Source organism: Labrenzia sp. R5_0 (genome assembly GCF_017743835.1).
GTDB lineage: Bacteria > Pseudomonadota > Alphaproteobacteria > Rhizobiales > Stappiaceae > Roseibium > Roseibium algicola.
The window spans coordinates 1,060,127-1,084,680 of record NZ_JAGHRK010000001.1; the positions used below are offsets into that span (position 1 = coordinate 1,060,127).

Below are 24,554 nucleotides of genomic sequence, written 5' to 3' on the forward strand. Positions count from 1 at the left end.
TCAGCTTAGTCCGCGGCTGCCAGGTTTGACAGCTGGCAAGGCGGCAAGTTCCGGCGGCAGGTTGTCAGGTTCATAGGCCGGAACCTTGTATTCTGCCAGAGCAATCACCGGAACCGAGGCGTCAGCCTCGCCGCCGGAGCGGTCGATCAGGCAGGCAACACCGAGGACTTCAGCACCAAGAGCTTTCAACGAGGTTACCGTTTCCCGACTCGATAGGCCGGTCGTGACGATATCCTCTACAACAATGACACGGGCGCCTTGCGGCATTTCGAAGCGGCGCAGCCGAAACTCCCCGTCCTCACGCTCCACCCACATGGCGGGAACGCCAAGATGGCGGGCAGTTTCGTAGCCCGGAATAAGACCACCGAGCGCCGGCGATACGATGTAGTCGATCTGGCCAAGGCCGGAGGCGCGGATCTTGTCGGCGAGTGCCTTGCAGAGCTTTTCCGTCTTGTCCGGATACATGAACACGCGGGCCTTCTGCAGAAATACCGGGCTGCGCAGACCGGAGGTCAGAATGAAGTGACCTTCCAGAAAGGCGCCGGCCTCGCGGAATACGGCCAGAACTTCATCGCGTGTCATTATCAGATCCCCTCAAATTCTTTGGCGGCGGCGGGCCTTCCATGGCCAAGCGGCTGTGTCACTCACCGGCAAGCCGCCTTGTCCTTATGTGCCTGCTACCGTTTGTAATCTAGCCGTTCACACGGCTGACGCTGGAAACATTAGGCTTGGTTCGCAGCTGATTTATGATCCTGTTCAGGTGCTTCAGGTCCCAGACTTCAAGATCGATGATCATCTGATGAAAGTCCGAGGCTCGCTGCATCATCTTGACGTTGTCGATGTTGCCGCTGTTTTCGCCGATCACCTGCGCGATGGTTGCCAGGGAACCAGGTTCGTTTGCAGCCGAAATGTCCAGACGTGCTGGGAATCGTTCCGGATTGTTGACGTCGATGTCCCAGCGAACGTCGACCCAGCGCTCCGTCTGGTCGTCGAATTCCTTCAGGGACGGCGATTGTATTGGATAGATGGTCAGTCCTTCGGACGGGGTCAAGATGCCGACGATACGGTCGCCGGGAACAGCACCGCCATCGGGAGCAAAAGTAACCGGGATGTCGCCGGACAGACCACGAATGGGAAGGGCAGGACCTTCTTCAGGCTCTCCACTCTCGCCGGCAGCTGCCTTGTCTGCATCCAGTTCGCCGGGCGGAATGCGGAACTTCAGTCCGTGGCCCTGTTTCAGGCCGAACCAGCCTTCTTCCAGTGGCGGGCCGGAAATGGCAACGCGCTCGTCCTGATAGTCCGGGTGAGCCGATTTCAGAACCAGTTGGGCGGAAAGATCCCCGCGTCCGACGGCAGCCAGCAAGTCGGCGACGCTGGCCTGGTGGAGGAGATCGAGGATCGCTTCCAGCAGGTCTTCCGAATAGGCTTTTTCGGCTCTGGCGAATGCGCGCTTCAGAATATGTTCGCCAAGGGCTCCATATTGCTTGCGCACGGATTCCCTGGTGGCGCGGCGGATCGCGGCGCGGGCCTTGCCGGTAACGGCAATCGCTTCCCAGGCCGGTGGCGGGGTCTGCGCGGGCGAACGGATGATTTCGACCTCGTCGCCGTTATGCAGCTCGGTCACCAGCGGCATGATCTTGCCGTTGATCTTGCAGCCGACACATGTGTTGCCGATACCGGTATGAACCGCATAGGCGAAATCGATCGGCGTCGCGCCTCGGGGCAGGGCGATCAGACGGCCCTTTGGGCTGAAGCAGAAGACCTGGTCGTGGAAAAGTTCCAGCTTGGTGTTTTCCAGGAATTCTTCCGGCGTGTCGCCCTGAGCCAGCAGTTCGGTCGTGCGGCGCAGCCATTCGAAGGCGCGGCAGTCTTCCGTATGCCGGGCGATATTGCGTCCGCCGAATTCGCCGTCCTTGTAAAGCGCGTGTGCGGCGATACCGTATTCCGCCACCCGGTCCATGGAAATGGTCCGGATCTGCAGTTCCACACGCTGGCGGGACGGTCCGACAATCGTGGTGTGGATCGACTTGTAGTCGTTCTGCTTGGGCGTGGAGATATAGTCCTTGAACCGGCCGGGAACGGTCGGCCAGGTCGTGTGAATGACACCCAGCACGCGGTAGCAGGCTTCCACGGTGCCGACAGTGACGCGGAACCCGTAGATATCGGACAGCTGCTCGAAGCCGATAGCCTTTCGCTGCATCTTGCGAAAGATGGAATAGGGGCGTTTTTCTCGGCCCTTCACGAGGGCGGCCATTCCCCGTTCGCTAAGGCGTTCGGTCAGCGTTGTCTCGATGTCCAGGATCAGATCGCGGTTGCGTTCGCGCAGATCGACCAGACGGTCGGTGATGGTTTCATAAGCTTCGGGGTTGAGCGTATGGAAGGCAATGTCTTCCAGCTCTTCGCGCATGTCGTGCATGCCCATGCGTCCGGCGAGCGGCGCATAGATTTCCATCGTTTCTTCCGCGATCCGCCCACGCTTGTGCTCCGGCATGTGGTGGAGCGTGCGCATGTTGTGCAGACGGTCAGCCAGCTTGACCAGAAGCACGCGGACGTCATCGGCAATCGCAAGCAGAAGCTTGCGGAAGTTTTCTGCCTGCTTGGCCTTCTGGGAAACCAGGTCCAGGCGCTTGATCTTTGTCAGGCCTTCGACCAGCTTGCCGATTTCCTCGCCGAACAGGGAGTCGATCTCGGCCCGGGTCGCGTCGGTGTCCTCGATCGTGTCATGCAGCAAGGCAACGGCAATGGTGGCGTCGTCCAGACGCAGGTCCGTGAGGATCGCGGCAACTTCAAGCGGATGGGAGAAATAGGGGTCGCCAGACGCACGCGTCTGGGTACCATGCTTTTGCATGGCATAGACGTAAGCCTTGTTGAGCAAGGCTTCGTCGGCGTCCGGATTGTAGCGCGTAACTCGTTCAACGAGTTCGTATTGACGCATCATGGCCGCAACCGACCCTGGCAAACGGCTGAGACATCAGCGGGACAGACAAAAATCGCCCGAAGCGCCGAGGAAACCCCGTCGCGCTTCAGACGAACTTGTGAACTCAAATCAGACGTCGTCGGTCCGCTCCGGCGGAACGAGGCCTTCGAGGCCGCGCAGAAGGTCTTCTTCCGACATGCGGTCGAATTCAACCGCACTGTCGTCAACGTTGTTGACCTGCGTCATCTGATGCTGGTTCGAGGACGGAACCATCGGCACGGCTTCGGCCTCGGGCTCATCCACTTCCACATATTTCTGCAGCGAGTGGATCAGGTCCTCTTTCATGTCTTCCGGGCTGACGGTCTGCTCGGCAATCTCGCGCAGCGCAACAACGGGGTTCTTGTCGTTGTCACGGTCAATGGTCAGCGGCGAGCCGCTCGAGATCATGCGAGCGCGATGCGCAGCAAGCAGCACCAGCTCAAACCGGTTTTCGACCTTGTCGATGCAGTCCTCGACGGTCACGCGCGCCATTCGACGTCTCCATAGGCTTAAGGAACTTGAAGAACCAGCGTATAGTGTTCACGTTTCCAAAAAGCAACCCCTTGTCAAATTTGAGAGGAGGAGGTCAGATACCGGAACGCATAGGCAAAGAATCCGCGGTTTTTTTGCCTGATTTGGCGCACGCTACTCGCTTTTGCATTGCGGCACTCCAATATTATGGTGTAGGCCACTAGTAACGGCCCTTTTCAGAATCAGAAGGCCGTTGACAAAACAAAACGATAAGCTGTGTGACGCCACGGAATACGCGGTAAACTTACAGCAAAATATACGTCGCCTTATAGAGTGTGCGTGGAATTGGTCGCGGGAAGCCAGTTCCTTCTACGCCAAATTGCAAGAGCGACGTGTATGACTCGGAAAGGTTTCAAATAAGATGTTTGACGCTCGAGAAAAAGTTGCTTTGTTCATTGATGGAGCGAACTTGTACTCAACGGCCAAGGCAATTGGTTTTGACATCGACTACAAACGTTTGCTGAAAGAGTTCCAGGGACAGGCGTATCTCCTGCGGGCGTACTATTACACCGCACTGATCGAAGATCAGGAGTATTCCTCCATCCGTCCGCTGATCGATTGGCTTGACTATAACGGCTACAAGGTCATCACCAAACCGGTGAAGGAATTTGTCGACAGTGCCGGCCGCCGCAAGGTGAAAGGCAACATGGACATTGAACTTGCCGTCGATGCCATGGAACTGGTCGAGTCCGTTGATCACGTGGTGCTGTTCTCAGGCGACGGCGATTTCCGCTCCCTGGTTGAGGCGCTGCAGCGCAAGGGCCGCAAGGTGAGCGTGGTGTCGACCTTGAAGACCCAGCCGCCGATGATCGCTGACGACCTGCGTCGCCAGGCCGACCACTTCATCGATCTGGCCAGCCTTGCCAACAAGATCGGCCGTGATCCGTCCGAACGTCCTGCCCGTCCGCAGACCCCCGCGCAAGTCGATGAAGACGACGAGGACGACGACTACTGAGGCTTGATCGGGCAATGTCCGACTATATCGCAGACCATGGGCCAGTCGATCCCCCATCAGATTGTCCGGCCTGTCCCCGACTTGTTGCCCTGCGTGAAGAGCTGAAAGCTGCCTATCCCGACTGGCACAACGCGCCGGTTCCGTCATTCGGAGCCGACGCGCCGCGTCTTCTGATCATCGGCCTGGCCCCGGGCATGAAAGGGGCGAACTGCACGGGCCGCCCCTTTACAGGGGACTATGCGGGAGATCTCCTCTACCAGACCATGATCGAATTCGGTTTTGCCGAAGGGACCTATAAGGCCCGGCCGGACGACGGTCTGCAGTTGAAGGATTCGATGATCACCAACGCGGTGCGCTGCCTGCCGCCGCAGAACAAGCCAACCGGCGCGGAAATCAAGACCTGCCGCCCGTATCTTTTGTCGACGCTGGATGCCAATCCGTCGATCAAGGCTGTGCTTGCTCTCGGCCGGATCGCGCATGAAACTTTTCTGTCGGCCCTGGATCAGCGTCGGGCATCTTTCGCCTTTGCCCACGGCGCCCGGCACGAGCTTCCCGGAACGGGACTGACGCTTTTCGACAGTTATCACTGCTCTCGCTACAACACCAACACAGGCCGCCTCACCGAGGAAATGTTCCACTCGGTCTTCAGGCAGATCCGCTCGTTTATTCCTTAGGAACACGACGGTTTAATGCTCTCGTCGCAGTTCGGTGATGTCGATAAAATTATCAGCCGTTTCCCGAGCGCAGCCCCCCCCTTCCAACCTCATCCTGAGGAGGACCGTCAGGTCCGTCTCGAAGGATGGGCCACTTGCTCAAGAGTGTGTCGCCCATCCTTCGAGACAGCGCTGACGCGCTTCGTCAGGATGAGGTGATGGGGTGGGGGAGCTGCCGCAATTTAGAGGAGAGGGCAGGCGTGCGCCGCCTTCCACACGGTCATTCCTCCGAGTGCGGTTCCGTTTGATAGGCCTCAGCGTCGACAACGAGCCAGCCGTTGGGGCCAAGATGTTCCTGAGGTTTGAAGCGGGCCTTGTAGGCCATCTTCTGGGAGCCGTTGACCCAATAGCCAAGATAAACGTAGGGCAGGTTCATTTTCCGGGCCCGCTCTATGTGATCCAGGATCATGTAGGTGCCGAGCGGCGTCTTGGTGTAGTCGGGGTCATAGAAGGAATAGACCATCGACAGCCCGTCCGAGAGCTGGTCGGAAAGGGCAACGCCCAACAACGGGCCTTCGCCGGCTCCGGTGATGAAGCTGTTCGGACCGCGTTGGCGATACTCCAGGACAATCGTTTCGACATGTGTGTCTTCGACCATCATTGCGTAGTCGAGGACGCTCATTTCCGTCATGCCGCCGTTCTCGTGTCGGGCTTGAAGATAATCGCGGAAGAGATCGTATTGTTCGGCAGACGGGCTGGGCGGCAGACGGGCACCAACGATGTCCGATCCGGATTTCCAGACCCGCTTGAACGACTTGCTCCACTTGAAATCGTCGACACGGACGCGAACCGAGATGCAGGCCTGGCACCGTTCGCAGGCCGGGCGGTAGGCGATATTCTGACTGCGCCGGAAACCGCCCTGCGTCAGCACCTCGTTGAGGGCGGGAGCGCCATGGCCGACAAGATGGGTAAAGACCTTGCGCTCTTGTTTTCCCTCAAGATATGGGCAGGGCGCTGGCGCCGTAAGGTAGAACTGCGGATGATCTGTGGGGTGCCGTGTCACCGTTTTGTCCCGCGAAACCTTTAGATTTGTTCTCTATTCCCGGTCCTATAGTCCGTAATACCATGGCGCGACCAGAGAGAAGGTCAACCATAAAATGAGCGCAAGCGGTGTGCCAGCCCGCACAAAGTCGTTGAACTTGTAGTGACCCGGACCCATCACGATCAGGTTGGTCTGATAGCCGATCGGCGTCGCAAACGACGAGTTGGCCGCAATAATCAGGCAGACGACGAAGGCTTCGGGGCTCGCACCGATCTGATTTGCCAGATTGATCGCAATCGGTGTGAACAGGACAGCCGCCGCGTTGTTCGACAGGAAGTTCGTCAGGATCATCACGATGAAGAACAGGGCCGACAGCATCACGGTCGGTGATGCCCCGGCGAGCAAATGAACCAGTCCGGTAGCAATCGCATTCGCACCGCCGGTTCCCTCCAGTGCAACGGCAGCCGCAAGTGAGGCGCCCACCAGCATGAAGATGCGGCTGTCGATGGCGCGCATGGCCTGGCGGATGTTGAGACATCCCGATACAATCATGGCGAAGGTCCCGGCCACGGCGGTGGTGACAATGGGAACAAGGCCGCTGGCAGCCAGCGCGACAACAAGAGCGAAGATGACAAGCGCCCGTGGCGCATAGCGTTTGCGCGGTACTTCGGCCATCGACCAGTCCAGCAGCAGCACGTCGCGATTACCGCGCAGGCGCGCGATCGCCTCTTCGCTGCCGGCCACCAGAAGCACGTCACCCGCTTCCAGGCGAATGTCGTTCATCGCCATGCGCGGCATGCGGCTGCGGCGCTGGATGCCCATCACCAGACAGCCGGTGTCGGTGTAAAAGCCCGACTGGGGCAAGGTGCGTCCCATCAGCCGGGACGCGGGGGCCACCACCACTTCCGCCAGGCTGATCGTGCCGGCAGGTGCCTGAGCCTCGCGGCCGGAGTTGCTGGTATCTGAATCAGCTTCCATCAGCGGCTGCCGGCGAGCCAGAGCATTGGCAAGGGCTGCACGCGTCGCCGCCACGATCACCGTATCGCCGGGAGAGAGCACCACGTTTTCAAACGGGGGCAGGATTGGCTTCTGGCCTCGCTGAACCAGTCTCACCGTCATGTCCTTCAACTGCGGGAACATGCCGGATACGGATTCCACGCCCACCAGCGGATGACCATAGGTGATTTCAATCTGGGCGATGAACTGCTTGCCGGAGGAACTCTGGAACTCTTCCGCCATGGTTTTGCGCACCGGAAGCAGCTTCGGCATGATGAACAGCACATAGATCGAGCCGACACCGGCGATGATCAGTCCGATTGGCGTGAAGCTGAAAAAGGTCAGTTTGAGATCGGAACTTTGCGCCGCGAAATTTGCTACCAGCAGGTTGGTTGACGAGCCGATCAACGTCGTCATGCCGCCAAGGATCGCGAGGAAAGACAGGGGCATCAGAACACGGGCCGGCGACTGGCCGACCGTGGCGGCAACAGCTGTCAGGATCGGCAGAAACATCACCACAACAGGGGTGTTGTTCAAGAATGCGCTGAGCGCCGCGACAGTCAGGAGAACAGGGATCGCAGCCCGCAGCGACCGGCCGCGCGTCATCTTGACGATCGCCTTTGCCGGTGCTTCCAGCGCATCGGTCTGGAACAGTCCCTGGCCGATGATCAGGAGACAGATGACTGTTATCAGCGCCGGATTTGAGAAGCCGGACAGGAAGTCGCCGGTGGTGATAAGCGAACCGTCCGGTCTCTCGACCGGAAAAACCGAAAAGATGACAATGAAGGCGGAAACGGACCCGAGGGCTATTGTTTCAATCGCGTACCGCTCGACGGCGTACAGGACGACAGTGGACGCGATCACCACGAAGGTCAGCGCCATTGCAATATCAACTGAGTCCATTCACCTGCCCAAAGCCACCTTGGCCAATTTCACGAACCTGCACTTTAAAGCAGGCGGTCCCGGCAATGGAAGAGCCTTAAGATAATATTGCCGTTGATATATTCCTTTGAGGCAATGACACTGTCAAAGTTCATACGCCGTTACCGCGATTTGATCCGATTAATGGGAACCCGGACTGGCGAACCGCGTTGAAGAAGTCATGAAATCAGAGAACCCAATTTCGCCTTCATTCCCGAAAGACCTGCCCTCGCTCGTCTTGTTTCTGGCAGTTGTTTTGGGTGTCGGCATCACGATCGGCGTATTGAACACCCCTGGCGCCTGGTACGAGGGCTTGCAGAAGCCGCCGTTCAATCCACCCAACTGGGTGTTCGCGCCTGCCTGGACCATTCTTTACATTCTGATAGCGATTGCCGGCTGGCGGACATTCCTTCGGGCACCCGATAGCCGCGTGATGAAAATCTGGTACGGGCAGATGGTTCTCAACTGGATCTGGTCGCCACTCTTTTTCACGCTCCACTTCATGTGGACGGCTTTTGCCGTGATCGCGGCGATGCTCTACCTGATCCTGAACTTTATCGGTGGAAGCTGGCAAACCGATCGTTTGTCCGCGCAGCTTTTCATTCCCTATGCGCTCTGGACCTGCTTTGCCGGAATATTGAACCTGTCGCTGGCTCTCTTGAACTGACCTTACGCCTGACCGCGCACATAGCCTTGATGGGAGGCCGAGTTGATCACTACCGTTCCCAGTACGAGGTCGTGCAGCAGGCGTTTACGGTCGGAAAACAGTGACACCAGCAAAACAAGCGGCGTCAGCAAAGAGACCGAAAACCAGAACAGGATGACATGGACGGCTGCCAGAAGCGGGTAGGGCTTTGCGCCATACCAGAGGCGCATTTCCAGTCCCATCGCACGCATGCCCAAGGTTGAAGCCTGCGGTCCGCCAAGGGTGAAGGCGACATAGAGCAGCGCAACCGCCGTCGGCAAGATGCCGTAAAGCAGGAAGCCGAGACCCAGCGTAAAGACACCCAGGAAGAACACCACGAAGCCGGCACCGAAGGTGAACAACGTGATCACGATCAGATCGATGAAGAAGGCAAAGATGCGCCGGCTGCGCACGCCGGAAAACAGCTCCGGATTGCTCACAGGATCGAAAACGTCCTGACGGGCATAATCGGAGGTGGTTTCAGCTGACATGGTTCGGCTCCCTTGGGTTCGATGATCAACATGTGGTGATTTGGAGCGGGTTTGGCAAATCATTTGCCGGGTGAAGCCGAACCGTTCCGCGGATAATCCACGCCAACCCCTCATCCTGAGGAAGCGCGGAGCGCTGTCTCGAAGGATGGGCGGCATACTCCGGAGCAAGGATCCCATCCTTCGAGACGGTCCTCCGGTCCTCCTCAGGATGAGGTCGGTGTGTGGAATGTCCGCATCAATAGCCGTGTAATGAAGGACTGAGGTGGCAGCCCTTCAGTCCATCCGCTCGCCGATTTCCAGGTAACGCACCACGAAGGCACGTTCGCGCAGAGCGGCGACGATACGCTCGCCATGCGGGCGGTCAAAGGCCTCGAAGGTCACGTCCAGCGTTGCGCCTTTTGCGGGAACATTGAGGAACAGGCGATGGTGTTCAACGTCGACCACGTTGCCCTGCATGTCACCGATCACGGTTGCGATTTCACCCAGAACGCCGGGGCGGTCTGGCGTGTCGATCCGGATCGAGACCAGTTTGCCATCGCGTGCAAGTTCGCGGACCACGATCTTGGAGAGCAGTCTCGGATCGATATTGCCGCCGCAAAGAACCAGGCCAACCCTCTTGCCGGCAAATCGCTCGGGTTCGGTCAGCAAGGCCGCGAGACCGGCGGCGCCTGCGCCTTCCGCAATGGTTCGTTGCAAGGTCAGATAGGCGTTTATCGCCCGCTCGATGCTGCTTTCCGAAACAAGCAGGATATCATCGACGACCCTTTTGACGACTTCGGTCGTCAGGACGCCGATGTCGCGCACAGCGATACCTTCTGCGATGGTCGCGCCTTCGCAGCGCACGTCCTTGCCATAGAAGGCGCCCCACATGCCGGGGTAGAGCGTCGTTTCAACGCCAATCACTTCGACGGAAGCCTTGAGAGCCTTTGCCGCCGTGGCGATGCCGGCGATAAGGCCGCCGCCGCCGATCGGCACGACGAGCACATCGAGATCCGGCTGCTGTGCCAGCATCTCGATGCCGATGGTACCCTGGCCGTGAATGACATGGGCATCGTCATAGGGATGCACCCAGACGAGATTGTTCTGTTCGGCCAGCCTGTCGGCTTCTTCCTTCGCCTCGGCCAGCGTGTTTCCCGCCAGGACCACCTCTGCACCATGGTTGCGGGTCGCGGAGATCTTCACGAATGGCGTCAGAACCGGCATGACGATGGTTGCCGGTATGCCAAGCCGTCCGGCATGATAGGCAACGCCCTGGGCGTGGTTGCCGGCCGAAACCGCAATCACGCCGCGCTTCTTTTCATCCGCCGTCAGGCTGGAGAGCTTCACCAGCGCACCACGTTCCTTGAAGGCGCCGGTGACCTGCATGTTTTCGTATTTTACAAAGACATCCGCCCCTGTGAGCTGCGAAAGCCGCGGAGCAGGCAGGCACGGTGTCTCGATTACGGCGCCCTTCAAAAGTGCAGCCGCTTCCTGAACCTTGTCGAATGTGACGTTGTCAGCGGTGGTGGCCCCGGCTGAGGTCATTTCCAGGCTGCCAGCATTTCGGCCACCTTCGGTGCGAAATAGGTCAGGATGCCGTCGGCGCCGGCGCGCTTGAAGGCGAGCAGACTTTCCAGCATCGCCTTGTCACCGTCCAGCCAGCCGTTTCCGGCCGCGGCCTTGATCATCGCGTATTCGCCTGACACCTGATACGCGTAGGTCGGCACCTGGAACTCGTCCTTTATCCGCCGGACAATGTCGAGGTAGGGCATGCCCGGCTTGACCATCACCATGTCGGCGCCTTCAGCAATGTCCAGTTCGGCTTCCCGCAGAGCTTCGTCCGTATTGGCCGGATCCATCTGGTAAGTGCGCTTATCGCCAACCAGGGTCCCCGATGAGCCGACAGCGTCGCGGAACGGACCATAGAAGGCGGAGGCGTATTTCGCCGAATAGGCCATGATCTGGGTTCCGCGATGACCTTGAGAATCGAGTGCCTGTCGAATGGCGCCGATGCGCCCATCCATCATGTCGGACGGGGCGATCACGTCTGATCCGGCTTCCGCCTGCACCAGGGCCTGCCGGCAGAGCTGATCCACGGTCTCGTCGTTCAGGATCGTCTCGCCTTCCATCAATCCGTCATGACCGTGGCTGGTGTAGGGATCAAGGGCGACGTCCGTCATCAGGCCCAGGTTCAGGCCTTCCGCCTTGATGGCGCGCAAGGCGCGACAGGTCAGGTTTTCAGGATTGAGAGCCTCGGAACCTGTTTCATCGCGAAGACCGGGATCGGTGTAGGGAAACAGTGCCAGCGCGGGAATGTTCAATTTCGCTGCCTTCTCGGCGTCGCGGACGGCTTCATCCACGGACAGGCGAACAACGTCCGGCATGGACGGAACGGACTGACGGATATTCTCGCCGTCCACCAGGAAAATCGGCCAGATCAGGTCATCGACCGTGAGATTGTTTTCGCGCACCAGGCGGCGCGACCAGTCGCTCTGGCGGTTGCGGCGCATGCGCGTGCCGGCCAGCAGTGTGTCCATGTGGTCGGAGGTTATCGGCGGGAGGGGAGATTTTGACGGCATCGGCACTGACTGTTCGCTAGGAGATGTTGGAAAGCGTATTCTGATCGAAGTGAGCCGCCAATCTATCACGCAGATTGACGCAATCCAACATTCTGTAAAATAACTGAATTTAATAAAGAAAAAGAGATTGTTTGACGTTCGCGTCAAATGTGCTTTAGTGCTGCCGCGAAGACAGGGCGCAAACCTTTCCGGAGGAGGAAGTGCGCCGCCACCGCTTGAGGGAGGATAACCCGTGGACTTTTCACTGAACGAAGATCAGCGCGCCTTTCAGGACATGGCGGCAAGTTTTTCGCGGGATGAACTGGCGCCATTTGCCAAGGAATGGGACGAGGAAAGCCACTTCCCGATTCCCACCCTGCGCAAGGCAGCCGAGCTTGGGTTCGGTGGCATCTACGTGAAGGAAGATGTCGGTGGTTCCGCGCTCACCCGGCTGGATGCAACGCTGATCTTCGAGGAACTGTCCAAGGGCTGTACGTCGACGGCGGCCTATATATCCATTCACAACATGGTAGCCTGGATCATCGATTCCTATGGCTCGGAGGACCTGCGTCAGAAGTATCTGCCCAGGCTCTGCACCATGGACCTGCTCACCAGCTACTGTCTCACCGAACCGGGCTCGGGTTCGGATGCAGCGAGCCTGCGTACCAGCGCCAAGGATGATGGTGACCATTATGTCCTCAACGGCTCCAAGGCATTCATCTCCGGCGGCGGCGTAAGCGATCTGTATGCGGTAATGGTCCGCACAGGTGGTGAGGGACCTTCCGGCGTTTCCTGTATCCTGGTCGAAAAAGGGACGCCCGGTCTCAGCTTCGGTGCCAACGAGGTGAAGCTCGGCTGGAAGAGCCAGCCGACGGCCCAGGTCAATTTTCAGGATTGCCGGGTGCCGAAGTCGAATCTGATCGGATCGGAAGGGCAGGGCTTCAAGATCGCGATGGCGGCGCTCGATGGCGGTCGGCTTAACATCGGCGCCTGCTCGATGGGGGCTGCACAGGCCTGTCTCGATCACGCCCTGGCCTATGTGCAGGAACGCAAGCAGTTTGGTCGACCGATTGCCGACTTCCAGGCACTTCAGTTCCGCCTGGCGGATATGGCAACCGAATTGGAAGCAGCCCGGCTGCTCTTGCACAAGGCCGCTTCGGCGGTGGATGCGAAATCGCATGACGCCACCAAGCTTGCGGCCATGGCCAAGCGGCTTGCTACCGACACCGGCTTCAAGGTGGTCAACGAAGCACTGCAGCTTCATGGCGGTTACGGCTATCTGCGCGACTATCCCATAGAGCGTTATTTCCGCGATGTGCGGGTGCATCAGATCCTGGAAGGCACCAACGAGATCATGCGGCTGATCATTGCGCGGCAGCTGCTGAAGGACTGATCGAGTTTTCCGTCCCATTCCGTTGAAACGACTCTTCTTTTTGCGAGGCGCCAGTGAGCGACGAGATTCTTTTCCAGAAGCGCGGCAAGGCCGGGTTTGTCATCTTGAACCGGCCGAAGGCACTGAACGCGATCAACCACGCAATGGTCCTGGCAATGGCCGAGCAATTGTCGCGCTGGGCGGAAGATCCGGAAATCGCACACATCGTCGTTACGGGTGCTGGCGACAAGGCGTTCTGCGCAGGTGGCGACATTCGCAGCATCTATGATGCCCGAATGAACGGGCAGACCGACGGCCTGAGCGCCTTCTTCCGCGACGAGTACATGCTCAATGCACAGATCAAGGCCTATCCGAAGCCATACGTCGCTCTCGTCAACGGGATTGTCATGGGTGGCGGTGTCGGGGTGTCGGTTCATGGCAGCTATCGCATCGGCACGGAAAAGACGTTGTTTGCGATGCCTGAGACCGGAATTGGCTTCTTTCCGGACGTCGGCGGGACATTCTTCCTGCCGCGCATGCCCAGGAACAGCGGCGTCTACTGTGCACTTAGCTCCGGCAGGCTGAAACAGGGCGATGCTCTAGCTACCGGCGTCCTGACCCACGCGGTTTCGGAAGAAAGCCTTGCTGACCTGGAACAGGACCTTGAAACAGCAGACGATATCGGCGCAGTGCTTGCGCCGTATCTGATGACGCCGGAGAAGGGGCCCGTCTGCGAAAGTCTCGACGTTATCGACGAGATCTTTTCGGCTGCATCGGTGGAAGACATTCTGTCGCGTCTGGATGCTTCACAGAGTGAATTTGCGGGGAAGGCCGCTGCCGCCATCCGGCAAAAATCACCAACAAGCGTTCTGGTTGCTTTCGAGCAAATGAAGCGTGGCCGCAAGCTTTCCTTCAATGAATGCATGAAGCTTGAATATCGCATCGTCTCGCGCATTCTGCAGGGCACGGAGTTCTACGAAGGCATTCGTGCTGTGCTGGTCGACAAGGATCAGGCGCCAAAATGGTCGCCTGCCCAGTTTGGCCAAGTGGACAGCGCCGAGCTGGCGTCGTATTTCGAGGAACCTGCTGACGGAGATCTGCCGCTCAGCTGAGCTCAACCTGACCCGGACAGCACATGATTACCAGCTTTCAGGACCTGATCGATTCCCGCCCACCCTGGAGCACGCTGCTGATCTGGTATCTGCGCGGCATTGCGATCATTCTCATCGGCGGCGGCGTCATCTACTGGGCCCGCATTATCGGCATCGTCGAATGGCGTGGATTGTGGTTCTGGGACATGCCCGTGGCGCTGCAGGGAGCCATCGTCTTTTTTGCCGTCCTGGATCTGGTGGCCGCGACCGGCCTCTGGCTGACCGTGTCCTGGGGCACGGTAATGTGGATTTTCCGCTGCTTCTGCCAGATCGTCATGCACACAGCCTTTTCCGATCTCTACGGCCGCCGGCCATATGAAATCGCCTTCTACCTGCTGACAATCGCAATTTATGCCGGACTGGCCTTCCTGATGGACAGGGAAAACAAGGCCAATGCCGGCTGACGGCGGTTGAATCAGTTTTTGAAGTGCCTGGAACGGCAGTTCAAGACGGCCAGCCAACAGATTCAAAATCAACATGAAATCTCTTTGGGAGGAAACCATCATGAGCACTATCGGATTTATCGGTCTTGGCAACATGGGCGGACCGATGGCGATCAATCTCGTCAAGGCAGGGCACAAGGTACACGGCTTTGATCTGTCCGATGCGGCCATGGCGGCACACGAAGCGGAGGGTGGTGAAAAGGCAGCTAGTGTCGCTGACCTGGCTGCTGCTGCCGACGTGATCGTCACCATGCTGCCCGCCGGAAAGCATGTCCGCCAGATCTATGAAGGCGAGGGCGGTATTCTCGACAACGCCAAGCCCGGCACTCTCATGATCGATTCCTCGACTATCGACGTCGACAGCGCTCGTGCGGTCAGCGCTGCGGCAGAGGCAAGAGGCATGAAAATGGTCGACGCACCGGTCTCCGGTGGTGTTGCCGGCGCCGCGGGTGGAACGCTGACCTTCATGGTCGGTGGATCTGCCGAGGCATTCGAAGCGGCGAAAACCTATCTCGACATCATGGGCAAGACCATCGTGCATGCAGGCGACGCCGGAACCGGTCAGGCGGCAAAGATCTGCAATAACATGATCCTCGGCATTTCCATGATTGCCGTATCGGAGGCATTTGTGCTCGCCGAGAAGCTGGGTCTGGACAAGCAGAAGTTGTTTGACATCTCCTCGACGGCGTCCGGTCAGTGCTGGTCCCTGACATCCTACTGCCCGGTGCCGGGTCCGCTGCCGTCGTCTCCTGCGAACCGGGATTATCAACCTGGGTTTGCAGCCGCGATGATGCTCAAGGATCTAAAACTTGCTCAGGAAGCAGCAAATTCGGCCGGCGCGGCAACGCCGTTGGGCGCGGAAGCGGCAGCGCTCTACTCGCTGTTCTGTAATACAGGTGGCGAAGCCCAGGATTTCTCAGGGATTGTGAAGTTCCTCCGCGGAACATCGTAAACAACTTGTTAAAGGGAAGTCTAAAACGCCCCTTGGAAGTTAACGGATGATTCAGCGTGTCTCTTAAGCGGATTTTAGAATCGCTCGGTTAGATTGCGAAACAAGGCGGGAAAAATATCCGTCCAACGACAGGTACTAAAAGAGGCGCAATCACATGATCACCGCAAGTAGGGCAGTCGACGCTGTTGCACAGAGTGAAGGGGAAGAGCTTGAGATCAAGCCGCTTTACCTAGAGGCTCTTACGCTCGTTGAGCGACTGCATCGGCGTCTGCTCGACGTCATCAAGGACGAATTCGACCGCATGGGCCGGTCCGACGTAAACAGCGTGCAGGCACTGCTGCTGTTCAACATCGGCGACAGCGAACTGACCGCCGGTGAACTGCGGACACGCGGTTACTACCTGGGGTCGAATGTCTCCTACAACCTGAAGAAGCTGGTCGAGACCGGTTACATCCACCATCAGCGTTCGCGTATGGACCGCCGGTCTGTCCGCGTCAGCCTGACGGAAAAGGGACGGGAAGTGGCCAAGATCGTGAACGATCTTTACGAGCGTCACATGCTGTCCGTGGAACAGGTCGGCGAAATTGGTCCGCAGGACTTTGTGGCACTGAACAAGTCCCTGCGCCGTCTGGAGCGGTTCTGGACCGACCAGATCCTTTACCGCCTGTAAGACATTCGCGGAACATTCAGATGACAAGGCACCGCCCATTGGGCGGTGCTTTCTGTTTTTCAGCCTCAAGTTGCCGACCTCACGCAAATTTGCACAGCCAGAATTCTCGAACGGCGGAGAAACAAAGCTATGGTGCAGGCAGTTTTAACTGCTGAGGCAAAGTTGACATCTTGTGGTCACATTGGAATGGCTTTGTGCAGTGCTCCTGAATCCGAGATGGTTAAAAAATCAAGCGATTTGTTAACTCCCTTCCGTTAGGACTGGGAGCAGGAACCGCCGGGGTGGCCTGTTTTGTTGGTCTCAATCCCGCGTATTTGAAGAACATTTGCGCCGAATGGCGCTGCAACATGGGGTCGGCGATGAACCTTTTATCCGGACCGTTCGGGATAAAGCGTCACTGGAAGTGGACTGCTGGAAAAACGCTCAAGAGCATGATGATGCTGGGCGTGGTAACTCCAGTCATGATCGCAACTGGTGCGCAGGCACAGACGGCCCCGATGACATTCGCACAGAACCAGCAGGTTGAATGGGCGGATAACTTTGACATCGCGACGGATCACATCACGGAAGTGAAATCCTCTGCTCCGACGTTGTCGCCGCAGACGGCCGACTATATCGCGGCAGCGATCGATCGTTATCAGCGCATTGTCCAGGCCGGTGGCTGGGGAACAGTGTCTGCTGGTGGCAAGGCGCTTCGCATCGGTGCCAAGGATCCGCGCGTCGTGGAACTTCGCCGCCGCTTGATCGTTTCCGGCGATCTTGAACAGCAGGCCGGCCTCTCCGACACCTTCGATTCTTACGTGGATGCAGGTCTGCGTCGTTTTCAGCTTCGTCACGGTCTTATTCCGGACGGTGTGATGGGCGACGGCACCGTGACTGCGCTGAACATTTCGGCCGACGTACGTCTGCGCCAGCTCGAAACCAACATGATCCGTATGCGGTCCATGTCCGGTTTCCTGGGCGACCGCTACGTGATGGTCAACATTCCGGCAGCAGAGATCGAGGCGGTTGAAAACGGCATGGTCCGTTCGCGCCACACGGCCGTTGTGGGCAAGATCGACCGCCAGACGCCGATCCTCAACAGCAAGATCTACGAGTTGAACTTCAATCCGTACTGGACGGTGCCGAAGTCGATCATCCGCAAGGACCTGATCCCGAAGATGAAAGAGGATCCGCAGTATCTTGCGAAGAACAATATCCGCATCTTCGACTGGAGCAACAACGAGCTGAACTGGCAACAGATCGACTGGAACACGGATGAGGCGACCCAGTATCGCTTCACCCAGGATCCGGGCTCGGAAAACTCGCTCGGGTCGGTGCGCATCAACTTCCACAACAAACACCAGGTCTATCTGCACGATACGCCGTCCAAGACCCTGTTTGGCGAAGCCAACCGGTTCCATTCTTCGGGCTGCGTGCGCGTACAGAATGTGCGAGAGCTGGTGACCTGGCTGTTGCAGTCGACAACTCCTGACTGGGATCGGGGGCGCGTCGATGGTGTCATCCGCACCGGTGATCGTGAAGACGTGAAACTGAAGTCGCAGATTCCGCTTTATCTCACCTACATCACCGCCTGGGCAAATGCCGACGGTGTGGTGCATTTCCGCGATGATATCTACGACCGCGACGATCTCTACGGAACGGGTGAGCAAGCACGCCTGTAGGTGTCGCCAAGCGTCAAACAATTGTTTCCTGTCCAGAAACGTCGGCCTTGATCAGGCCGGCGTTTCATGGATTCTAGCTCCATTCGCATGCTTGTTCGACAACGGGGTGCTGGATCAGGAGAACGGCAATGAGTCGCGAAGAGCGGCCTGGTGAAATTTATCTTGAGTTTCGGCCGATCGGTCAGCAGGTCAAGGTCACTGCCATTGACGCGGCGACCGGTTTTGAAGTGTCGGTCTTCGGGCCGGCTTCAGCAGCTCAGGAAGATCTGAAGCGGATTGCCGTTCGAAAACTTCGCCGCCGCCTTGAACAGGAAGGCTTGGCTGCGCAGAACAGACCTGACCCGACCCTTTATTGATGGTTTGTCTTAAGTCTCTGCTTCCGCAACAGGTTTCGATAAAACAACAAGCGATTTAAATCGTTTTGAGAAGAACGGCGCACCAGATCGGTTTGCGAGAGCAGATTTCAATTGTGCCCGGGTATTGTTTTGGTGCCGGTCAAATGATCGGCGCCGAAGGTCGGGTCTGTTGCAAGCGTAACTTGTTGGGTTGTCAGTTTAGATTTGGGTCGAGGTTGCGAAAACTTGTTTCGTTCAAGATTTGGCAGCTGTGTCGTTTTCCAAACTGGACGCGTCGGTATGCCCCTTGGTTCTGGTCGGGGGGTGTGTTAATTCCTCGCCTCACACAGGCATGACGGTCGAAAGCGTCCTTCCGGACATTGGCCGCCGATGCTCCTGATCTATCAAAAGAACACAAGGATGGCGCTATGTCTTTGATGGAAAGCTCCGATCAGTCCCTGCAGTCCGGTTTCTTCACCCGCAGCCTTGCTGAAGCCGATCCGGATATCTTCGACACGATCGGCAAGGAACTCGGCCGTCAGCAGCATGAAATCGAGCTGATTGCTTCGGAGAACATCGTTTCCCGCGCAGTGCTGGAAGCACAGGGCTCGATCTTCACCAACAAATATGCCGAAGGTTATCCGGGCAAGCGCTACTATGGCGGCTGTGAATTCGCCGACATTGCCGAAACGCTGGCAATCGAGCGCGCGAAGGAACTTTTCGGCTGCCAGTTTGCCAACGTTCAGCCGAACTCCGGCAGCCAGATGAACCAGGCAGTGTTCCTGGCTCTTCTGCAGCCTGGCGACACCTTCATGGGCCTGGATCTCAACTCCGGTGGTCACCTGACCCACGGTTCCCCGGTCAACATGTCCGGCAAGTGGTTCAACGTCGTCTCCTATGGCGTGCGTGAGGACGACCATCTTCTCGACATGGATGAGGTCGAGCGCCTTGCCAACGAACACAAGCCCAAGCTGATCCTGGCCGGCGGCACTGCCTATTCCCGTATCTGGGACTGGAAGCGGTTCCGCGAAATCGCCGACAGCATTGGCGCTTATCTGATGGTTGACATGGCGCACATCGCCGGTCTGGTTGCTGGTGGCGTTCACCCGTCGCCGGTGCCGCACGCCCACGTCGTCACCACCACCACCCACAAGTCCCTGCGCGGCCCGCGCGGCGGCATGATCCTGAGCAACGACGAAGCGATCGCCAAGAAGATCAACTCGGCCGTCTTCCCGGGTCTTCAGGGTGGCCCGCTGATGCATGTCATTGCTGCCAAGGCCGTTGCCTTCAAGGAAGCACTGCAGCCGGAATTCAAGGCTTATGCCCGTGCCGTTCAGGAAAATGCCAAGGTTCTGGCTGAAGTCCTGAAGGAGCAGGGTCTGGATATCGTTTCCGGCGGCACCGACAACCACCTGATGCTGGTGGATCTGCGTCCGAAGAACGCCACCGGCAAGGTGGCTGAAAAATCTCTCGGCCGGGCCAACATCACCTGCAACAAGAACGGTATCCCGTTCGACCCGGAAAAGCCGTTTGTCACGTCTGGCGTTCGTCTCGGCACCCCGGCAGCGACCACACGCGGCTTCGGTGTTGCGGAAATCCGCGAAGTCGGTCTGCTGATCACGGAAGTGTTGGACGGTTTGAAGGCCGCAAACAGTGAAGAGGGCAACGCGGCAGTTGAAGCGGCGGTCAAAGCCAAGGTAGAAGCACTGACGGCCCGGTTCCCGATCTACGGGGGCTAATCGCGGGCTCGCTCAGGAGCTTTAAGACATGAGATGTCCGTTTTGCGGGGGTGAGGAAACCCAGGTCAAGGATTCCCGCCCGACCGAGGACAATACAGCCATCCGCCGCCGCAGGATCTGCAATACCTGCGGCGGCAGGTTCACCACCTTCGAGCGCGTGCAGCTGCGCGAACTCCTTGTGCTCAAACGCTCCGGGCGCCGCGTTCCCTTCGACAGGGAAAAACTGATGCGGTCCGTGCAGATCGCGGTGCGCAAGCGTCCCGTGGATCCTGACAAGATCGAACGCATGGTCTCCGGCATCGTTCGCCAGCTTGAAAGTTCGGGCGAAACCGAAATCACCGCGGAAACCATCGGCAACCACGTCATGGAAGGCCTGAAGGGCATCGATGACGTTGCCTATGTCCGCTTTGCCTCCGTTTACAAGAATTTCCGAGAGGCGAAGGATTTCGAAGCCCTTCTGGATGAGCTGAGCGATCCGGACGGACAGCCGCTCAAAAACTCCTGACCTGCAGTATCCGGTTCTTGATGTCCGAACTTTCCAATCTTGATGCTCGTTTCATGGCGGCCGCCGAACGCCTTGCCCGTCGTGGTCTCGGTCGTGTGTGGCCCAATCCTTCCGTGGCTGCGCTCATCGTCCGTTTCGACGCAGGGGCCGCTGTTCTCGTGGGCAGAGGCGTCACGTCCCGTCCCGGCATGGCGCATGCGGAAGTCAATGCCTTGAACCAGGCGGGGGACAGGGCCAAAGGGGCGACCTGTTACGTCACCCTGGAGCCATGTTCCCACTACGGACGAACCCCGCCTTGCGCCAAGGCTCTGATCGAGGCGGGCGTGAAACGCGTGGTTGTCGGCATGCTGGACCCGAACCCGCGTGTCGCTGGCCGTGGTGTCGCCATGCTGCGCGATGCGGGCATCGAGGTGGAAGTGGGTGTGCGCGAAAAGGCCATGCATGCGCTTTACCGGGGGTTCACTTACAGGCAACTGAAACAGCGTCCAGTGGTTTTCCTGAAGCTGGCTGTTTCCAGGGATGGATTTATCGGCCGGGCAGGCGAAGGTCAGGTCAAGATCTCCGGTGCCTTGTCGATGCGCAAGGTCCATGGGTTTCGCGCCGAATGCGACGCCATCCTGGTCGGTTCAGGCACAGCGCTTGCCGATGACCCGCAACTGACCTGCAGACTTCCGGGCCTCGCTGATCGCTCTCCTGTGCGGGTCATCATCGACCGGTGTGCCCGGCTGCCATTGACTTCCAAACTGGTGCAAACCTGCGTCGACGTGCCTGTCTGGCTTGTGTGTGGCAATGCGGCGGATGCTGACAAGCTGGCGGACCTGGCGGCTGCTGGCGTCAATGTCATCCGGGTGCCCGCTGAAGAAACCGGCATCAAGCCCTCTGTCATCCTGAGTGCGCTGGCAACACGCGGCATAACGCGGGTGATGGTTGAAGGCGGTTCCCGTCTGGCGTCGTCATTCCTGGCGGCGGACCTGGTGGATGATCTTTGTGTCGTTACCGGGGATATCGTAATCGGCGAAGGCGGCATACCTGCTCTGCACGGTCTTGACCTTGCAGATGTTCTCAAAGACCCCAAATTCGAGCGGGTCGATGCGGGCCGTTTCGGTCCGGACAGTTTTGTTTATCTCAGACGGCGCGGAGCCTGACATGTTCACCGGAATTGTGACCGACCTCGGCGAGATCCTCGCTATCGACAAGATCCCTGCCGGAATGCGGACGCGGATCCGCACCGCCTACGATACGAATGGCTTCGACATCGGGGCTTCGATTTCCTGTTCTGGCGTCTGCCACACGGTGACAGCCAAGGACAACGGCTCCAATGGCAACTGGTTCGAAGTGGAATCGGCCGCCGAAACCCTGGCTCTGACCAACGTCGCATCCTGGAAAGTGGGGCAGAAACTCAATCTGGAACGCTCGCTGACGATGGGTGCGGAGCTGGGCGGGCACCTGGTGCTTGGCCATGTCGATGGACTTGCAACGGTGACAAAGCGTGAAGACCATCCGGATTCGGTCTATTTCCAGTTCGAAGCACCGGCGGAAGCAGCCCCCTTCATTGCCAAGAAGGGTTCGGTTGCGCTCGATGGCACGTCCCTGACGGTGAACGAGGTCGACGGGTTGCTCTTCTCCGTCTTCCTGATCCCGCATACGCTCGAGGTCACGACCTGGTCCGATCGGCAGGTCGGTGACAAGATCAACCTGGAAGTGGATATGATGGCCCGCTACGCCGCCCGTCTTGCGGAATTCTCCAAGACCGGGTAGGGGACGGTCCCAACACCTTCGAGAAGAGCTAATATCATTTACCGCCTTAACCACGGGACGAACTCGTCACCGGGATATCGTGGTCCTTTACGAATGAGACTGGACAAACCGGGGCAGACGTGGTTCCTGTCGCGGCCTTACATAGGAACGAAAACCCATGAGCGCTGCACCGAAACTTCTGATCATCGAAGCCCGTTTCTACGAAGATCTGGCCGATGCTCTCGCAGAAGGCGCGATCAAGACCATTGAGGCTGCCGGCGCAAGCTATGACCGGATCGCTGTACCGGGCGTCCTGGAAATTCCGGCTGCCCTGTCCATGGCTCTGACGGCAATGGAAAACGACGGCGAACTGTACGACGGCTTCGTTCTGCTGGGTGTCGTCATTCGCGGCGAGACCACCCATTACGATATTGTTGCCAATGAATCGAACCGGGTGATCATGGATTTGATCGTCGATGCGGATCTGGCTGTCGGAAATGGTATCCTGACCGTTGAAAACGGTGAGCAGGCATGGGCCCGCGCGAAGGTGGACGACAAGGACAAAGGCGGCGCGGCTGCCCGTGCTGCCCTCGACATGATCGCCCTGCGCGAGCGGCTTGGAGTATAAGAAGAATGACCGGAAAGGCCGACCCGGAAAAACCGGCTGGAAAAACTGTGCGCCCTGCAAACAAACGCGGCGTGGCTCGCCTTGCTGCTGTTCAGGCCCTTTATCAGATGGACGTCGGCGGTGCGCCGCTGACCAGTGTCGTCAGCGAATTCACTGCCTTTCGCCTCGGCAAGGAAATCGACGGTGCGCAGTACCGCGAAGCCGACGAACAATGGTTCAAGCAGATCCTTGCCGGCGTTGTGGAGGACCAGAAGTTTCTGGATCCCTACATTCACACCGCGTTGGCCGAAGACTGGCCCCTGAAGCGTATCGACAGCCTGCTGCGGGCTATCCTCCGCTCCGGCTCCTACGAGCTTTTGCGCCGCAAGGATGTTCCGGCCAAGGTGATCATTTCCGAGTATATCGACGTTACCAAGGCCTTTTTCGATGATGATGAGCCCGGCCTTGTCAACGGCGTGCTCGACCGTCTTGCGCATGAACTGCGCAGCGGCGAACTCGAGGAAAAGAAAACGGACGGCGCCTCCTGATCATGGGCGCTGACCGGCCAGGCGAATTCGAGCTGATCCGGCGTTTCTTTGCCCCTTTGGCAAAAGACCCGGGCAGTCTCGGTCTGACCGACGATGCCGCGGTGCTGACACCGCGGGAAGGCCATGACCTCGTTCTGACCAAGGACGTGCTGGCGGCCGATATTCATTTCTTTGCTGAAGATGCACCGGAAGCGATTGCCGCCAAGGCACTGAGGGTCAACCTCTCGGACCTTGCGGCGAAGGGCGCACGTCCACGCGGCTATCTGATGGGGCTGTCGTTGCCGTCCGACTGGACGGTCGACTGGCTTGAGCGGTTCTGCAACGGCCTGGCGGCTGACCAGGCGGCCTATGATTTCCATCTTCTGGGCGGTGACACGGTTCGTTCCGGCAATGGTCTGCAGGTGTCGATCACGGCAATTGGCGAGGTTGAAACCGGCAGCGCAGTTCGGCGGTCCGGGGCACGACCGGGCGATCTTCTGTTTGTTACCGGAACCATTGGTGACGCCGCTGCCGGTCTTCAGGCGCGCCTCAATCCCGACTTCTGCCGCGATCATGATCTGACAGAGAGCGAAGAAGCCCATATTCTCGACCGTTACCTGCTGCCGAGGCCGCGCACGAGGCTTGCCGGGGCGGTGACCGATTATGCTTCGGCTGCCATGGACGTGTCAGATGGCCTGTTCGCCGACTGCGCGCATATGGCCAGCGCTTCGGCGTTGGACCTCACGATCGACCTGGATCAGGTGCCGCTTTCACAGGCGCTCGCCCATCTCAAGATCAAGTCACCAGAAGACTTTGCCCGTTGCCTGAACGGTGGCGACGATTACGAAATCCTGATGTCGGTGCCGGAAGACGTTTCTGGTACCTTCTGCCGGGTTGCTCATCTTGCCGGCTGTCCCGTTACGCAAATCGGTCATGCCCGGGCAGGTGAGGGCCGAATTCGGCTTGAGGAAGCCGGGCAACCTGTCGACTACGGTCGCTTTGCGGGCTTCAGTCACTTTTAGCTATTGCAAAGGACAGGTGCCGGAATTTTACCAGGCCGGATCCATCGCCCGAATGCCTGCTTC

At 58.5% G+C, this 24,554-nt stretch carries 25 protein-coding genes; 17 read left to right on the plus strand and 8 right to left on the minus strand.

From position 1 onward, the window contains the following. The 3 genes from pyrE to rpoZ form a co-directional block, all read right to left on the minus strand. Positions 1-582, minus strand: a complete 582-nt coding sequence (gene pyrE / locus J7447_RS04880; RefSeq protein WP_023003787.1) for an orotate phosphoribosyltransferase — start codon at positions 580-582, stop codon at positions 1-3. 109 nt (positions 583-691) lie between these two features. Next, positions 692-2,938 (minus strand): bifunctional (p)ppGpp synthetase/guanosine-3',5'-bis(diphosphate) 3'-pyrophosphohydrolase, encoded by a 2,247-nt coding sequence (locus tag J7447_RS04885; RefSeq protein WP_023003788.1) that lies wholly within the window; start codon positions 2,936-2,938, stop codon positions 692-694. 108 nt (positions 2,939-3,046) lie between these two features. Next, the gene (rpoZ, locus tag J7447_RS04890) at positions 3,047-3,448 is read right to left on the minus strand and encodes a DNA-directed RNA polymerase subunit omega (RefSeq protein WP_023003789.1); all 402 of its coding nucleotides are present in this window, start codon (positions 3,446-3,448) and stop codon (positions 3,047-3,049) included. Between the two features lie 400 nt (positions 3,449-3,848). Here rpoZ and J7447_RS04895 point away from each other — a divergent pair, with 400 nt between their 5' ends. Continuing rightward, positions 3,849-4,442, plus strand: a complete 594-nt coding sequence (locus tag J7447_RS04895; RefSeq protein ID WP_023003790.1) for an NYN domain-containing protein — start codon at positions 3,849-3,851, stop codon at positions 4,440-4,442. Positions 4,443-4,456: 14 nt separating this feature from the next. Further along, positions 4,457-5,116: a uracil-DNA glycosylase gene (locus J7447_RS04900; protein WP_209168963.1), complete on the plus strand. Its 660-nt coding sequence runs from the start codon at positions 4,457-4,459 to the stop codon at positions 5,114-5,116. A 259-nt stretch (positions 5,117-5,375) separates the two neighbouring features. On the opposite strand, the gene J7447_RS04905 is transcribed toward J7447_RS04900, so the two are convergent. Then, the gene (locus tag J7447_RS04905) at positions 5,376-6,158 is read right to left on the minus strand and encodes an arginyltransferase (protein ID WP_023014479.1); all 783 of its coding nucleotides are present in this window, start codon (positions 6,156-6,158) and stop codon (positions 5,376-5,378) included. A 45-nt stretch (positions 6,159-6,203) separates the two neighbouring features. Next, positions 6,204-8,036: an SLC13 family permease gene (locus J7447_RS04910; protein ID WP_023003793.1), complete on the minus strand. Its 1,833-nt coding sequence runs from the start codon at positions 8,034-8,036 to the stop codon at positions 6,204-6,206. 199 nt (positions 8,037-8,235) lie between these two features. Between J7447_RS04910 and J7447_RS04915 the strand changes: the two genes are divergently transcribed. After that, positions 8,236-8,721, plus strand: coding sequence for a TspO/MBR family protein (locus J7447_RS04915; RefSeq protein WP_209168964.1), 486 nt, complete (start codon positions 8,236-8,238; stop codon positions 8,719-8,721). Between the two features lie 2 nt (positions 8,722-8,723). On the opposite strand, the gene J7447_RS04920 is transcribed toward J7447_RS04915, so the two are convergent. From J7447_RS04920 to hemB, 3 genes are all read right to left on the minus strand, one after another. Next, positions 8,724-9,230 carry an RDD family protein gene (locus J7447_RS04920; protein ID WP_209168965.1) on the minus strand — a complete coding sequence of 169 codons (507 nt, stop codon included), beginning with the start codon at positions 9,228-9,230 and terminating at the stop codon, positions 8,724-8,726. A gap of 273 nt (positions 9,231-9,503) precedes the next feature. Beyond that, positions 9,504-10,754, minus strand: a complete 1,251-nt coding sequence (locus tag J7447_RS04925) for a threonine ammonia-lyase (protein ID WP_209168966.1) — start codon at positions 10,752-10,754, stop codon at positions 9,504-9,506. After that, on the minus strand, positions 10,751-11,746 hold the full coding sequence (gene hemB / locus J7447_RS04930; protein WP_286188932.1) for a porphobilinogen synthase: 996 nt from the start codon (positions 11,744-11,746) through the stop codon (positions 10,751-10,753). Before hemB ends, J7447_RS04925 begins: the two co-directional genes overlap by 4 nt. A gap of 274 nt (positions 11,747-12,020) precedes the next feature. Here hemB and J7447_RS04935 point away from each other — a divergent pair, with 274 nt between their 5' ends. The 14 genes from J7447_RS04935 (at position 12,021) to thiL (ending at position 24,491) form a co-directional block, all read left to right on the plus strand. Next, complete coding sequence (locus J7447_RS04935; RefSeq protein ID WP_023003798.1) at positions 12,021-13,160, plus strand: isobutyryl-CoA dehydrogenase; 1,140 nt, start codon at positions 12,021-12,023, stop codon at positions 13,158-13,160. Between the two features lie 53 nt (positions 13,161-13,213). Continuing rightward, the gene (locus J7447_RS04940) at positions 13,214-14,251 is read left to right on the plus strand and encodes an enoyl-CoA hydratase/isomerase family protein (RefSeq protein ID WP_209168968.1); all 1,038 of its coding nucleotides are present in this window, start codon (positions 13,214-13,216) and stop codon (positions 14,249-14,251) included. 23 nt (positions 14,252-14,274) lie between these two features. After that, the gene (locus J7447_RS04945) at positions 14,275-14,694 is read left to right on the plus strand and encodes a DUF6163 family protein (RefSeq protein WP_023003800.1); all 420 of its coding nucleotides are present in this window, start codon (positions 14,275-14,277) and stop codon (positions 14,692-14,694) included. 73 nt (positions 14,695-14,767) lie between these two features. Continuing rightward, complete coding sequence (gene mmsB, locus J7447_RS04950) at positions 14,768-15,685, plus strand: 3-hydroxyisobutyrate dehydrogenase (protein WP_023003801.1); 918 nt, start codon at positions 14,768-14,770, stop codon at positions 15,683-15,685. Positions 15,686-15,839: 154 nt separating this feature from the next. Further along, positions 15,840-16,355, plus strand: coding sequence for a winged helix DNA-binding protein (locus J7447_RS04955; protein ID WP_023003802.1), 516 nt, complete (start codon positions 15,840-15,842; stop codon positions 16,353-16,355). 359 nt (positions 16,356-16,714) lie between these two features. After that, positions 16,715-18,019, plus strand: a complete 1,305-nt coding sequence (locus J7447_RS04960) for a L,D-transpeptidase family protein (RefSeq protein ID WP_023003803.1) — start codon at positions 16,715-16,717, stop codon at positions 18,017-18,019. 128 nt (positions 18,020-18,147) lie between these two features. Continuing rightward, positions 18,148-18,375: a hypothetical protein gene (locus J7447_RS04965; protein ID WP_062489145.1), complete on the plus strand. Its 228-nt coding sequence runs from the start codon at positions 18,148-18,150 to the stop codon at positions 18,373-18,375. Between the two features lie 407 nt (positions 18,376-18,782). Then, positions 18,783-20,093, plus strand: coding sequence for a serine hydroxymethyltransferase (gene glyA / locus J7447_RS04970; RefSeq protein WP_209168969.1), 1,311 nt, complete (start codon positions 18,783-18,785; stop codon positions 20,091-20,093). A 28-nt stretch (positions 20,094-20,121) separates the two neighbouring features. Then, complete coding sequence (gene nrdR / locus J7447_RS04975) at positions 20,122-20,598, plus strand: transcriptional regulator NrdR (RefSeq protein ID WP_023003806.1); 477 nt, start codon at positions 20,122-20,124, stop codon at positions 20,596-20,598. A 20-nt stretch (positions 20,599-20,618) separates the two neighbouring features. Further along, positions 20,619-21,743, plus strand: coding sequence for a bifunctional diaminohydroxyphosphoribosylaminopyrimidine deaminase/5-amino-6-(5-phosphoribosylamino)uracil reductase RibD (gene ribD, locus J7447_RS04980; protein ID WP_152511270.1), 1,125 nt, complete (start codon positions 20,619-20,621; stop codon positions 21,741-21,743). 1 nt (position 21,744) lies between these two features. Beyond that, positions 21,745-22,356: a riboflavin synthase gene (locus tag J7447_RS04985; RefSeq protein WP_055653455.1), complete on the plus strand. Its 612-nt coding sequence runs from the start codon at positions 21,745-21,747 to the stop codon at positions 22,354-22,356. Positions 22,357-22,513: 157 nt separating this feature from the next. After that, entirely contained in the window at positions 22,514-22,963 is a 450-nt protein-coding gene (gene ribH, locus J7447_RS04990) for a 6,7-dimethyl-8-ribityllumazine synthase (RefSeq protein ID WP_023003809.1), read from the plus strand. 5 nt (positions 22,964-22,968) lie between these two features. After that, on the plus strand, positions 22,969-23,490 hold the full coding sequence (nusB, locus tag J7447_RS04995) for a transcription antitermination factor NusB (RefSeq protein ID WP_023003810.1): 522 nt from the start codon (positions 22,969-22,971) through the stop codon (positions 23,488-23,490). Between the two features lie 2 nt (positions 23,491-23,492). Further along, on the plus strand, positions 23,493-24,491 hold the full coding sequence (thiL, locus tag J7447_RS05000) for a thiamine-phosphate kinase (RefSeq protein WP_209168970.1): 999 nt from the start codon (positions 23,493-23,495) through the stop codon (positions 24,489-24,491). The last annotated feature ends 63 nt before the right edge of the window (positions 24,492-24,554 follow it).

Excerpts from the sequence above, each read along its gene's own strand:
- glyA (WP_209168969.1), top strand. The coding sequence starts at position 18,783 with ATGTCTTTGATGGAAAGCTCCGATCAGTCCCTGCAGTCCGGTTTCTTC.
- J7447_RS04960 (WP_023003803.1), top strand. The coding sequence starts at position 16,715 with ATGAACCTTTTATCCGGACCGTTCGGGATAAAGCGTCACTGGAAGTGG.
- J7447_RS04965 (WP_062489145.1), top strand. The coding sequence starts at position 18,148 with ATGAGTCGCGAAGAGCGGCCTGGTGAAATTTATCTTGAGTTTCGGCCG.
- rpoZ (WP_023003789.1), bottom strand. The coding sequence starts at position 3,448 with ATGGCGCGCGTGACCGTCGAGGACTGCATCGACAAGGTCGAAAACCGG.
- J7447_RS04925 (WP_209168966.1), bottom strand. The coding sequence starts at position 10,754 with ATGACCTCAGCCGGGGCCACCACCGCTGACAACGTCACATTCGACAAG.
- thiL (WP_209168970.1), top strand. The coding sequence starts at position 23,493 with ATGGGCGCTGACCGGCCAGGCGAATTCGAGCTGATCCGGCGTTTCTTT.
- pyrE (WP_023003787.1), bottom strand. The coding sequence starts at position 582 with ATGACACGCGATGAAGTTCTGGCCGTATTCCGCGAGGCCGGCGCCTTT.
- J7447_RS04900 (WP_209168963.1), top strand. The coding sequence starts at position 4,457 with ATGTCCGACTATATCGCAGACCATGGGCCAGTCGATCCCCCATCAGAT.
- ribH (WP_023003809.1), top strand. The coding sequence starts at position 22,514 with ATGAGCGCTGCACCGAAACTTCTGATCATCGAAGCCCGTTTCTACGAA.
- J7447_RS04910 (WP_023003793.1), bottom strand. The coding sequence starts at position 8,036 with ATGGACTCAGTTGATATTGCAATGGCGCTGACCTTCGTGGTGATCGCG.
- J7447_RS04920 (WP_209168965.1), bottom strand. The coding sequence starts at position 9,230 with ATGTCAGCTGAAACCACCTCCGATTATGCCCGTCAGGACGTTTTCGAT.
- hemB (WP_286188932.1), bottom strand. The coding sequence starts at position 11,746 with ATGGACACACTGCTGGCCGGCACGCGCATGCGCCGCAACCGCCAGAGC.
- J7447_RS04915 (WP_209168964.1), top strand. The coding sequence starts at position 8,236 with ATGAAATCAGAGAACCCAATTTCGCCTTCATTCCCGAAAGACCTGCCC.
- J7447_RS04895 (WP_023003790.1), top strand. The coding sequence starts at position 3,849 with ATGTTTGACGCTCGAGAAAAAGTTGCTTTGTTCATTGATGGAGCGAAC.
- ribD (WP_152511270.1), top strand. The coding sequence starts at position 20,619 with ATGTCCGAACTTTCCAATCTTGATGCTCGTTTCATGGCGGCCGCCGAA.
- J7447_RS04885 (WP_023003788.1), bottom strand. The coding sequence starts at position 2,938 with ATGATGCGTCAATACGAACTCGTTGAACGAGTTACGCGCTACAATCCG.
- nusB (WP_023003810.1), top strand. The coding sequence starts at position 22,969 with ATGACCGGAAAGGCCGACCCGGAAAAACCGGCTGGAAAAACTGTGCGC.
- mmsB (WP_023003801.1), top strand. The coding sequence starts at position 14,768 with ATGAAATCTCTTTGGGAGGAAACCATCATGAGCACTATCGGATTTATC.
- J7447_RS04955 (WP_023003802.1), top strand. The coding sequence starts at position 15,840 with ATGATCACCGCAAGTAGGGCAGTCGACGCTGTTGCACAGAGTGAAGGG.
- J7447_RS04945 (WP_023003800.1), top strand. The coding sequence starts at position 14,275 with ATGATTACCAGCTTTCAGGACCTGATCGATTCCCGCCCACCCTGGAGC.
- nrdR (WP_023003806.1), top strand. The coding sequence starts at position 20,122 with ATGAGATGTCCGTTTTGCGGGGGTGAGGAAACCCAGGTCAAGGATTCC.
- J7447_RS04985 (WP_055653455.1), top strand. The coding sequence starts at position 21,745 with ATGTTCACCGGAATTGTGACCGACCTCGGCGAGATCCTCGCTATCGAC.